The organism is Mangrovimonas cancribranchiae (assembly GCF_037126245.1).
GTDB lineage: Bacteria > Bacteroidota > Bacteroidia > Flavobacteriales > Flavobacteriaceae > Mangrovimonas > Mangrovimonas cancribranchiae.
Genome location: NZ_CP136925.1, coordinates 2545627 through 2558007 on the forward strand (window position 1 = coordinate 2545627; position 12381 = coordinate 2558007).

At 34.8% G+C, this 12381-nt stretch carries 9 protein-coding genes; 5 read left to right on the forward strand and 4 right to left on the reverse strand.

The window, feature by feature from the left end; all coding sequences use genetic code 11:
* The first annotated feature begins 3 nt into the window (after positions 1-3).
* Positions 4-621: a polysaccharide deacetylase family protein gene (locus tag R3L15_RS11700; RefSeq protein ID WP_338731881.1), complete on the forward strand. Its 618-nt coding sequence runs from the start codon at positions 4-6 to the stop codon at positions 619-621.
* A gap of 3 nt (positions 622-624) precedes the next feature.
* Here the strand turns inward: R3L15_RS11700 and R3L15_RS11705 are convergent, their stop codons facing one another.
* Both R3L15_RS11705 and R3L15_RS11710 read right to left on the reverse strand, forming a co-directional pair.
* A complete protein-coding gene (locus R3L15_RS11705) occupies positions 625-921 on the reverse strand; it encodes a thioredoxin family protein (protein WP_338731882.1) in 297 nt (98 codons plus the stop codon).
* A gap of 143 nt (positions 922-1064) precedes the next feature.
* Positions 1065-2300, reverse strand: a complete 1236-nt coding sequence (locus tag R3L15_RS11710; RefSeq protein WP_338731883.1) for a metallophosphoesterase — start codon at positions 2298-2300, stop codon at positions 1065-1067.
* A 112-nt stretch (positions 2301-2412) separates the two neighbouring features.
* Here R3L15_RS11710 and R3L15_RS11715 point away from each other — a divergent pair, with 112 nt between their 5' ends.
* The 3 genes from R3L15_RS11715 to R3L15_RS11725 all read left to right on the forward strand — a co-directional run bounded on the left by R3L15_RS11715 (position 2413) and on the right by R3L15_RS11725 (position 6816).
* A complete protein-coding gene (locus R3L15_RS11715) occupies positions 2413-5334 on the forward strand; it encodes a GH92 family glycosyl hydrolase (RefSeq protein WP_338731884.1) in 2922 nt (973 codons plus the stop codon).
* Positions 5335-5339: 5 nt separating this feature from the next.
* Positions 5340-6344 (forward strand): N(4)-(beta-N-acetylglucosaminyl)-L-asparaginase, encoded by a 1005-nt coding sequence (locus R3L15_RS11720; RefSeq protein WP_338731885.1) that lies wholly within the window; start codon positions 5340-5342, stop codon positions 6342-6344.
* A gap of 229 nt (positions 6345-6573) precedes the next feature.
* A complete protein-coding gene (locus R3L15_RS11725) occupies positions 6574-6816 on the forward strand; it encodes a hypothetical protein (RefSeq protein ID WP_338731886.1) in 243 nt (80 codons plus the stop codon).
* Positions 6817-6820: 4 nt separating this feature from the next.
* On the opposite strand, the gene R3L15_RS11730 is transcribed toward R3L15_RS11725, so the two are convergent.
* Complete coding sequence (locus tag R3L15_RS11730) at positions 6821-8221, reverse strand: aldehyde dehydrogenase family protein (protein WP_338731887.1); 1401 nt, start codon at positions 8219-8221, stop codon at positions 6821-6823.
* 103 nt (positions 8222-8324) lie between these two features.
* On the opposite strand from R3L15_RS11730, the gene polA reads away from it, so the two are divergent.
* Positions 8325-11168, forward strand: a complete 2844-nt coding sequence (gene polA, locus R3L15_RS11735) for a DNA polymerase I (protein ID WP_338731888.1) — start codon at positions 8325-8327, stop codon at positions 11166-11168.
* 15 nt (positions 11169-11183) lie between these two features.
* Here the strand turns inward: polA and R3L15_RS11740 are convergent, their stop codons facing one another.
* A complete protein-coding gene (locus tag R3L15_RS11740) occupies positions 11184-12353 on the reverse strand; it encodes a lipase family protein (protein WP_338731889.1) in 1170 nt (389 codons plus the stop codon).
* Between the last annotated feature and the right edge of the window lie 28 nt (positions 12354-12381).

Here is a 12381-nt window from a genome sequence, read left to right on the forward strand (position 1 = left end):
CTAATGGCTAGAGTTCCTGCTAAACTTCCAGCCATAGTTAAATATGTGTTTCCAAATTATGTTTGGAACATAAACACTAGTAAAAAGTACATTTACTTAACATTTGACGATGGTCCAACACCTAAAATCACACCTTGGGTGTTAGATCAGCTTCAAACATATAATGCGAAAGCCACGTTTTTTTGCATAGGAAATAATGTAGAAAAACATCCTGAAATCTTCAACCAAATACTTAATCAAGGGCATACCGTTGGCAACCATACTTATAATCATTTAAAAGGTTGGAAAACGACCCCTGATTATTATTTACAAAATGTTATAAAAGCGTCTAAAGTTATTCCTTCAAAACTTTTTAGACCACCTTATGGGCAGATTACTAGAAAACAAGCCAATTTAATTATAGAAAAAGGGTATGAAATTATTATGTGGAGTGTTATTTCTATTGATTGGGATAAATCCCTCAAGGAAGAAGCCTGTTTAAATAACGTTGTAAAAAACACAAAGGAAGGCAGCATCATTGTTTTTCATGATAGCATTAAAGCTGCTAAAAACATGCAATATACACTTCCTAAAGTTTTGGAGTACTATTCAAAAAAAGGATACCAGTTTAAATCGCTATAATAGCTAAACGTACTGTTGAATCACTTGTATAAGCGTATTCGCATCTTGTTCGCCACTATGACGCCATTTCATTTCGCCATTTTTATAAATAATTAACGTAGGCAATCCTTTTACACGAAGTGCTTCGGCTAGTTCTTTGTTTTTATCAACGTCTATTTTAATTACTTTAGCCTTATCGCCTAAAGCTGCAGCCACGTCTCTTAAAATAGCATGCATGACTGTAGATTGCTCGTTCCATTCGGTAAAAAAATCAAGCAGAACAGGAACATCTACATCTATAAGTTCCCCAAATTTAGACATACATTTTAAAATTTAACATTAAATGCGTTACTACTAACCTACATGGTCTTATAATTTTACTATAAGGGGCAACTGTAGTAACCTCATAACGTATTTATTATAAATATAAGTATTTTCTTATTAAAAAGACAGGTACACTTAAATTATGTGGTTTTTGAGTTTTTTTTCAACTCGATTACTGTTATTTCAGGCCAAATCCCTACTCTACCAGGAAAAGCATGATAACCAAACCCTCTATTAACATTAATAAAGCGCCCAAACTCTTCGTAAAGACCAGCCCATTGCTTGTAAACATATTTTGAAGGGCTCCATTTTATTAATCCAGGAATTTCAATACCCATTTGAAGTCCGTGTGTATGGCCACTTAAAGTTAAATGATAATGAAAGTTGTCTTGCTTAACTTGATTTTCCCAATGCGAAGGATCGTGAGACATTAAAATTTTAAAATCGGATTTGTCTATTCCTGCTTTGGCTTTATTTAAATCGCCTGCCTGATTAAACCCTTTTCCCCAATTTTCAACACCTATCAAAGCAATCTTTTCGCCGTCTTTTTCAATGTAACGATTTTCATTCATTAATAAATCAAATCCTATTTTAGGATGCAACTCCTGAATTTTTCTAAAATTGGCTGCTTTATCATCTTCTGTATCCCATTCTACATAATCACCATAATCATGATTACCAAGTATGGAATATTTACCTTTAGGTGCTTTTAGAGCTTTAAACATAGTCACCCAATTGTCCATCTCGGAAGCAACATTGTTTACAATATCTCCGGTAAATAAAATAACATCAGATTGTTGCTCGTTTATTAAATCTACACCATACTGTATTTTTTTGGCATTGGTAAAACTCCCTGAGTGGATATCGGAAATTTGTGTTATAGTAAACCCATCAAAAGCATCAGGTAAATCATCAAAAGCTAATTGATATTTTAGCACCTTATAATTGTATCTTCCTTGTACTATTCCATATAAAAAAGACGCAAATGGTATGGTTGCTAATCCTAATGCTATTTTTGAAATAAATGCACGCCTACCTTGAATAGGTTGTGTTTGTCCAGGAGTAAACCAACTCACTAATTTAACGCCAAAACGCCAGATATCTTCAGAAAACATCCCTAGAATTAAAATGGCTTTGGGTATTAAAATGGTTAGCATAAACCCTACAGCATATTGAAATTGTAACGTTTGCCCAACACTTCTAGAGGTTGAAAAAATAACATAAAGTAAATTGGCATACACTAAAGCAGACACCCCTAACCAAACGCCTTTAATTAAACGACTTCTGGTTATGGTTTTTAGTGCTTGAAAAGCATAAGCTTCAGCTATAAATATAATTACAGCCAAAATAATTAGCCGTATTACCCAACGTGACATATTGCAATTTTACATCAAAGATAATTGAATTTTAGCTCATTAAGGTTCTACACCATTACCTTTAACGATACCTTAAGAATTAGTATCTTTCACGAGCAACAACATAATTAACATGAACCAATCTTATTTTACGCTATTTTTAGCCTTTTTGCTCCTCAATTGCTCATCAAAACCCAAGGAACTTGCCGCAAAAAAAGACGCCCCTTTAATTTCTTATGTCAATCCATTTATTGGAACTGGTGGTCATGGGCATACTTATCCTGGAGCTACATTGCCTTTTGGCATGATGCAACTTAGTCCAGATACTAGATTAGATGGTTGGGATGGTTGTTCTGGTTATCACTATTCCGATAGTTATATCTATGGATTTTCGCATACACATTTAAGTGGTACCGGTGTTTCAGATTATGGCGATATTTTATTAATGCCTACTAATAAAGCAACCTTTAATAATGGAGCCAATGATAAACAAGGTTATCGCGCTCATTTTAGCCATAATAACGAAATAGCTGAACCTGGTTTTTATAGTGTATTATTAGATTCTACCAATATTAATGTAGAGTTAACCGTATCCAAACGAAGCGGGATTCATAAATATGAATTTCCTAATCCCGATAATCAATATGTAATTTTAGATTTAGAACATCGTGATATGTTGCTATCGCATAACATAACACAAAAAGACTATAAAACTATTCAAGGACACAGACATAGCAAAGCCTGGGCAACAAACCAACGCTTGTTTTATTACATGACGTTTTCCGAAGCCATAGACACTATCATTTATAACACTACTAATAACCCTACAAAGGCTGCTATTCGTTTTAATAACCCTGAAAACAATCCTCTATATACTAAAATAGCTATCTCGGCAGTAGATACTATTGGAGCTCAAAAAAACCTTGAAGAAGAACTTGACACCAAAACGTTTTCAGAAATAAAAGCTGAAGCGCAAAACACTTGGGAACAACAATTAGAAAAAATTATTATTGAAAGTAATAATAACGATAATAAAACCAATTTTTACACCTCGCTTTACCACACCATGATTGCCCCTAATTTATATCAAGATGTTGATGGGCGTTATCGCGGTATGGATTTAGATATTCATAAAACCAAAGATTTCGAATATTACACTGTGTTTTCGTTATGGGACACGTATCGCGCAACACATCCTTTATATACAATAATAGAGCAAGATCGCACCAATAATTTTATTAATACGTTTTTAGCTAAATACGATGAAGGCGGTATTATGCCTATTTGGGATTTAAGTGCAAATTATACAGGGTGCATGATTGGTTACCACGCCGTTCCTGTTATTGCCGATGCCTACCTAAAGGGTATTAAAAACTATAATACAGAAACGGCATTTAACGCTATGAAACATAGTGCAACTCGTGATAAATTGGGACTAAAATCGTATAAAGAATCGGGTTTTATTCCTGTAGAAGAAGAAAGCGAGTCAGTTTCAAAAACATTGGAATATGCTTATGACGATTGGACCATTGCTCAAATGGCCAAAGCTATGGGTAAACCTAAAGATTATAAAACTTACATCCAACGTGCTCAAAACTACAAGAATGTATTCGACCCAGAAACGCAATTTATGCGTGGTAGATTTAGAAATACCTGGTTTTCGCCTTTCGATCCTTATGAAGTAAATTTTAATTACACTGAAGCCAACTCGTGGCAATACAGCTATTATGTCCCTCAAGATATTTCTGGTTTTACAACACTGTTGGGTGGTAAACATCAACTAGAAACCAATCTAGATAAACTTTTTACAGCTGAAGATAAAACGTCTGGCAGACATCAAGTAGATATTACGGGGCTAATTGGGCAATATGCTCACGGCAACGAGCCAAGTCATCACATGGCATATTTATATAATTTTGTTAACAAGCCTTATAAAACACAAGAAAAAGTACATCAAATACTAACCGAACTTTATACAAATGCGCCAGATGGTATTTCTGGTAATGAAGATTGCGGACAAATGAGTGCTTGGTATGTATTTTCTTCTTTAGGATTCTACCCAGTAACACCAGCTAGTAATACATATATTATAGGAACTCCATTGTTTGATAAAGCAACCATAACCTTGGAGAACAAAAAGCAGTTTACTGTTCTGGCCAAAAACCTCTCAAAAGAAAATAAGTATATTCAATCTGCAACTTTAAACGGGAAATCTTTAAATAAAACCTATATTAACCATTCAGATATTATAAATGGGGGGCTATTAATTTTTGAAATGAGCAATCAACCATCGTCTTGGGGTACACAACAAGGCGAAGAGCCCGTCACCAAAATAGACGAGCATTTTATAACTCCCGCACCATTTATTGCAAAAGGTGACATCGCTTTTAAAGACAACACAGAAGTCACCTTAAAAAATGTAGATAACGAAACAACTATTTTTTACAAATTAAACAATTCGGATTATTCAGAATATACTTCTCCATTCACAATTTCAAAAGCAACAACGCTTTCTGTATATGCTGAAAAAAATAATATTAAAAGTTCTGTAATAGTTGCTAAATTCAACAAAATAAACACAAACCTATCTATTACGCTAGAGAGCCAATATGCTAACCAATATAATGGTGGCGGCAATAATGCTTTAATTGATGGCGTTCTTGGCACAACCGATTTTAGAACAGGGACTTGGCAGGGCTATCACAACACAGATTTAATTGCTGTTGTTGACTTAGGAAAGGTAAAATCTATCAACACAATTAGCATTAACTTTTTACAAGATCAAAAGTCGTGGATTTTCTTCCCAACTGAAGTTGAATGTTGGGTTTCAGACAATCTTAACAGATTTTACAAAAGTCTTCCTAAACAATCGTTTAACAACAAAAAACAAGCAACAACTAACCAGATAAAACCTGCTACATTTAACATGAATGGCTATAAAGCACGTTATATAAAAATTAAAGCAAAAACATTGGGCGAACTACCAACATGGCATTTAGGCCACAAACACGACGGCAGAAGTTGGTTATTTGCAGATGAAATTACTATAAAATAAATCACATGAAACGTAGAAAATTTATAAAAAACGCCTCGCTTACAGGTATTGGCTTAAGTGTTGGCACTTCGGTCTTAGCTTGTAACGAAAATACATCAAAAACAAAACCTGTAGCTACTGCTAACACAACAATATCTTTACCATTAGTTATTGCTACTTGGAATGTTCCTAACGCTACTGCAAAAGCCTGGAAAATACTAGAAAACGGAGGCTCCGCTCTAGATGCTGTTGAGCAAGGTTGTATGGTAGAAGAAGCCGACATTAACAATACCTCGGTTGGCAAAGGAGGTTTACCTGACCGCGATGGCCACGTTACTCTTGATGCTTGCATAATGAACAAACATGGCGACTGTGGCTCTGTAGTATTTCTTGAAAACATAACACATGCTGTTTCGGTAGCGAGACAAGTTATGGAGAAAACACCTCATGTTATGCTTGCTGGTAAAGGTGCGGAACAATTTGCTTACGAACAAGGCTTTAAAAAAGAAAACCTTTTAACCGAAGCTTCTAAAAAAGCTTGGGGGAGCTGGAAAGTTAAAAGCGAATACAAACCCATTATTAATATAGAAAACCATGATACCATAGGCATTCTAGCTATTGATAAAAATGGTGATATTTCTGGGGCGTGTACTACTAGCGGACTAGCTTATAAAATGCATGGTCGCGTAGGAGATTCGCCTATAATAGGCTCTGGTTTATATGTTGATAATGAAGTTGGTGCTTGCGTTGCAACTGGATTAGGCGAAGAGGTAGTAAAAACAGTAGGAAGTTTTTTAGTCGTAGAATTAATGCGCCAAGGTAAATCGCCTCAAGAAGCTTGCAAAGAAGCTATACAACGCATTGTAACCAAACCTAACAGTAATTATAAAGATTTTCAAGTGGGATATATTGCCATTAATAAACAAGGTGAAACAGGTAGTTACTCTATTCATCAATGGTTTAGTATGACAAAATATCAAAACAATAAAAATGAAAATATACAATCTGATTTTTACTTAAAGAACAAGTAATCGTTTTACCGAAAAACCTGCATTTTACCGATAAACCTATACTAATCAACTTAAAAATAAACTTCAATTAACTGAAAATTAGCTTCTTGCGTTTAAAATGCATTTCATCGATGTTTTTTGATTTCATTTTCAGATTATCAAGAATTTCTACGTTATAACTATTTTTTTTAGCGGTTACATCTTTCCCCTGTTTCTTTGTTTCAGAAATTAGAATTAAAAGCTAAATAAAATGAAATTGTTAGTTGCTATATTAGGATTTATGTTTATCTCTACAACTGTTTTAGGTCAAGAACATATGCTTACTAAAACGGCTGCACAGCAAACGCCTAACAATATTGTTACTACAGTAAAAACTAAAGCTTCTAAAAAAGTAAGTAGTAATAAAACAACACGCATTCTTTTAGAATCTAATTTTGACAAAGCAGCACTTTTATTTAGAGGAAAAAAATCTAAGAGAGTTAAACTTTGCTAGTCAATTAAAACCATTTAATGGTCCAATCCACTAATTTTTGCTTCAGTTTTGTGTAGGGCGGAAATAAAAACTCTGTAGCGCCTTTTGTATGTTGCTTTAACACAGCTCTTCTATTAGAGAATGCTTCAAAGCCATAAAACCCATGACTTTTTCCAATACCACTATTATTACTACCGCCAAAAGGCAAATGGTGATTACTGTATTGTAACACATTATTATTTATAGCTGTTGTTCCTGCTCTAGTGTTTTTTATAACATAATTAATATGAGATTTACTCTTGCTATAAATATACAATGCTAATGGTTTTTCTTTTGAATTGATATAGGCAATAGCCGCTTCTAAATTACCATAAGTTTTAATAGGTAAGATTGGCCCAAAAATTTCCTCTTGCAATAAACTAGCCTCTTCTGGAAGATTAGAAATTACAGTCGGTTCAATAAAGTTTTCTGTTTTGTTTGATACGCCTCCAATTTCTATACTTGCATTACATTGCCTAGCATTCTCAATATGATTTACCAATCTATCAAAGTGTTTATCATTCACTACACGACTATAATCACTTGATTGCTCTATTTCTTCAGTATAAAACTCGTTTAGATGCTTCTTAAAGGCTGAAATGAAGTCGGATTTAACGGTTTCATCTATCAAAATATAATCCGGCGAGACACAAATTTGTCCGTTGTTTAAAAATTTACCCCAAGCAATTTTACGTGCAGCCTGATTAATATTAGCTGTTTTATCTACAATGGTTGGCGATTTTCCACCAAGCTCTAAAGTTACCGATGATAAATGTGTTGCAGCAGCTTTCATCACTATTTTACCCACCGCTGGCGAACCTGTAAAAAATATATGATTAAACGGCAATTGCAATAATGCTTTGGAAGTTTCTACAGCTCCTTCAACTAGCGCCACCTCATCTTCTGTAAAAATAGCTTTTACTATTTCTGCCATGACTTTAGAACTGTTAGGCGTCATTTCCGAGGGTTTTAAAATCACCGTATTTCCCGCAGCTATGGCACTCACCAAAGGCCCAAATGTAAGATTAAACGGAAAGTTCCATGGCGAAATAATCAAACAAACGCCTTTAGGCTCGTATGTCACCCAAGAAGAAGACCCCAACAATGCCATAGGCGTTTCTACTTTTTGGCGTTTCATCCAAGATTTTAAATTGGCTGACACATATTTTATTTCACTAACAACAGGATAAATTTCGGTAAGATCTACTTCTAACTCAGGCTTCTTAAAGTCGTTGTAAAGCGCCTCTCTTATCTTCTGTTTGTAAGTAACTTCAACAGCATATCGCAAAGATTTAAGCTTTTTTAAACGCTCTTTATACGTTGTATTACCAACCTTAAACTGATTGTTTTTCTGACGATTAAATAATTCTAAATACAGATTTTCCAAAACTAGAGTGAATTTACATCTGTGTAAAATACAAATTGCAAATCAAATTATTTATAATCTTTCATAGTTTTCGTAGTTTTACGTTTCTTTCAAAACACAATACATGTCAGAACAAAAACGTTTATTTCTAGTCGATGCTTACGCCTTAATTTTTCGTGGGTACTATGCTTTTATAAAAAACCCAAGAATTAACAGTAAAGGTGTCGATACATCGGCCATTATGGGCTTTATGAATTCGCTTTTAGATGTTATTAAACGTGAACGCCCCGATCATTTAGCCGTTTGTTTTGACAAAGGTGGCAGCGCCGATCGTGTAGAAATGTTTGAAGCTTATAAGGCAAACAGAGACGAAACACCAGAAGCCATAAAAGTTGCTGTGCCTTACATTCAGGATATTTTAAAAGCCATGCATATTCCTATTATGGTAAAAGAAGGATTTGAAGCTGACGATGTTATAGGAACCCTCTCTAAACAAGCCGAAAAACAAGGCTACCAAACCTTTATGGTAACACCAGATAAAGATTTTGCGCAGTTGGTTTCTGATAATATTTTTATGTACCGTCCAAAATCGTTTGGTGGCGGCTACGAAACTTGGGGCATTCCAGAAGTGCAGAAAAAATTTGAAGTAGAACGCCCAGAACAAGTTATTGATTTTTTAGGCATGATGGGCGATTCCAGCGACAATATTCCTGGGCTACCTGGCGTTGGCGAAAAAACAGCTAAAAAATTCTTAAAAGCTTATGGCAGCATGGAAGGCCTTTTCGAGAATATTCATGAGCTAAAAGGTAAAATGAAAGAAAAGGTTGAAGCCAACCAAGAATTAGGCTTGCTATCAAAAAAACTAGCTACCATTATGCTAGATGTTCCTGTGGAATTTGATGAAACTGATTTTGAAATGTCTGAACCCGATATTGAAGGCGTAACAAACATTTTTCAAGATTTAGAATTTAGACGACTTACCGAAAACTTTATAAAAACCTTTGCTCCAGGTCAAGAAACACCAGCTCCTTCAAAAGATAAAAAAACTGAAACAAAATCAAAACCTAAAACAAATACAACTGCAGGTGCTGGGCAATTCTCATTATTTGGTAATGATGGCGAAGCACCATCGGAAACTAAAACCGAATACACCAGAAAAGTTGCTAAAACCACTTCGCACTTTTACCAAAGTATCAACACGCCATTGGCAAAACGATTGTTTATAGAAAAACTCATGCAACAAAAATCGGTTTGTTTTGATACTGAAACTACAGGCTTAAATCCGTTACAAGCCGAATTAGTCGGTATTGCCTTTTCTTGGGAAGCAGGCAAAGGATTTTATTTACCGTTTCCTGAAGATAAAACCGAAGCACAAGATTTAATTGAAGAGCTTCGCCCATTTTTTGAAAACGATACTATCGAAAAAATAGGTCAGAACTTAAAGTACGACATCAAAGTTTTAGCCAAATACAACATCAACGTAAAAGGTAAATTGTTCGATACCATGTTGGCTCACTATCTTATCAATCCCGATATGCGCCATAATATGGATGTGCTTTCGGAAACCTACCTTAACTACACGCCTATTTCCATTGAAACGCTTATTGGTAAAAAAGGAAAAAACCAATTATCCATGCGCGATGTGACTTTAGATAAGCAAACCGAATATGCCGTAGAAGATGCCGATATTACACTTCAGTTAAAAGAACATTTTCAAAATGAATTAGGCCAAGCCAACACCCAAACCTTATTCGATGAAATTGAAGTTCCTTTACTACGGGTTTTAGCCGATATGGAATTGGAAGGCATTAATTTAGACACCACGTTTTTAAACACACTCTCCGAAACCTTAAATAAGGACATTAAAGATTTAGAAACAAAAATCTATAAAGACGCTGGCGAAGAGTTTAACATTGCGTCTCCAAAACAATTAGGAGAGATTTTATTTGGCAAACTTAAACTGGTTGATAAACCTAAAAAAACAAAATCTGGTCAATACTCTACCGCCGAAGATGTTTTAAGTTATTTAGCCAAGGATCATGCTATCATTCAACATGTTTTAGATTACCGCGGTCTTACCAAATTAAAAAGCACTTATGTTGATGCCTTGCCAGAGCAAGTTGACCCATCAACCAAACGTGTTCATACAGACTATATGCAAACTGTTGCAGCTACAGGGCGTTTAAGTAGTAATAACCCTAACTTACAAAACATTCCTATACGTACCGAACGCGGACGACAAGTTAGAAAAGCCTTTATTCCGCGTAGCAAAGACTATACATTACTCGCTGCCGATTACAGTCAAATCGAGCTCCGTATTATTGCTGCCTTAAGCGAAGAGGAAACCATGATTGAAGCCTTTAAAAACGGTGAGGATATTCACGCATCGACTGCAGCAAAAGTATTTAATGTTCCTATTTCCGAAGTAACTCGTGAACAACGTAGTAATGCTAAAACCGTCAACTTTGGAATTATCTATGGCGTATCGGCTTTTGGGCTTAGCAATCAAACTAGCTTAAACCGTACCGAAGCCAAAGAATTAATAGACACCTATTACGCGACCTATCCTAAATTAAAACGTTACATAGGAAAACAAGTAGATTTTGCTCGCGACCACGGTTATGTACAAACTGTTTTGGGAAGACGCCGTTATTTAAAAGATATTAACTCTAGAAATGCTGTTGTTCGTGGTGCCGCAGAACGTAATGCCGTTAATGCGCCTATTCAAGGCAGTGCTGCCGATATTATTAAATTGGCTATGATTTCCATTCATCAAAAACTAAAAACCAGTAATTACAAAACAAAAATGCTGTTACAAGTACATGATGAATTGGTATTTGATGTTTACAAACCCGAATTAGAAACCGTTTCAAAACTTATAAAAACCGAAATGGAGAATGCTTATAAACTTGTTGTTCCTTTAGATGTTGATTTAGACACAGGAAACAATTGGCTAGAAGCCCATTAACCCTATTCACACAATTTACAAATCTGTTAATAGGTATTTGTTTTCAAGTTTATTATAAGCTGGTGTATCCCATTTTTTAAGCACGTGAACATAATACCCGTATGGCTTGTGTTGAAAGAATGATTTTTCTTTATAATAGTATTTGCCATCAACTTCAGTAAATTTTTCACGGTTTTCAACAGTCATATTAGAAACATCTACTTCTACCTTAGGAAATTCAAACGAATCGATTTCCATAATTACACCTGTTGGGTAATAGTTAATATCATCAATAAATTCGGGCATATCAACTTGGCCAAACCTAAAATTAACAAACTTATTAATTAATGAGTTTGAGTTTTTTATGTGGCTTTTTAAACCGCCCTCAAAAAGCTTAACAAACATATTCTTCCCGAAGTCTTTAGCATCAAAATCAGCTTCGCCAAACACCCAAGATGCGATGGTGTTTTTATTAAGTAATTTATCGTTTTCATTATAGTTAATAGGTAATTCTGGAATAGGGTCTTCAGGATTTATAATTGAAAAGCTTGTTTGTGAGTCGCTAAATTGCTGGTTATAATCTGTTGCGAACTCTTTATTACCACACATAGGAGCAGCAAAAGCATAAGTTTTAAAATTATTTTTTTGGTTAAATGTGCCTTCAGGCAAATGTTCTAAATAAGCTCGCATTAATGTAGCTAAAGCACCACCTTGACTATGTCCAGTTATTATAATATCTGAAATGCCTTTTTCATTCAATGTCTTTACTTGCGCTATAATATCCTTAGAAAGCATAACAACCGTTAGTGCATAACCAGAATGTACTGCTGCACTATCGGCTTGCGTAAACGTATAATTATAACCTTTTTCTTTAATAGTCATTTCTCCTTTGGCAGGTATCATGGCAGCATAACAATTTTCTACCCAACTTACCATCTTATCTGTAGAGCCTCGAAAACTTATAACACCATATTTACCATTATCAAATACACGAAATTTATTATCCATAGACATAATTCCAGAATCATAATTAAGTGTAAAGGTTTTGGGCAGAATAGCGTCGTGCGAGTTAAATTGTTTATCAAAATTGAATGTATTACAAAGCGCTATACTGGCAATAACTTCATTCGTTTGAAAGCCCGTTTTACTCTGTGAGAAACAAAACGTCGTCGTTAACATGATAATAATGACTTGGATGTTTTTCATAATAACATATTTATTATTTAATCTGTAT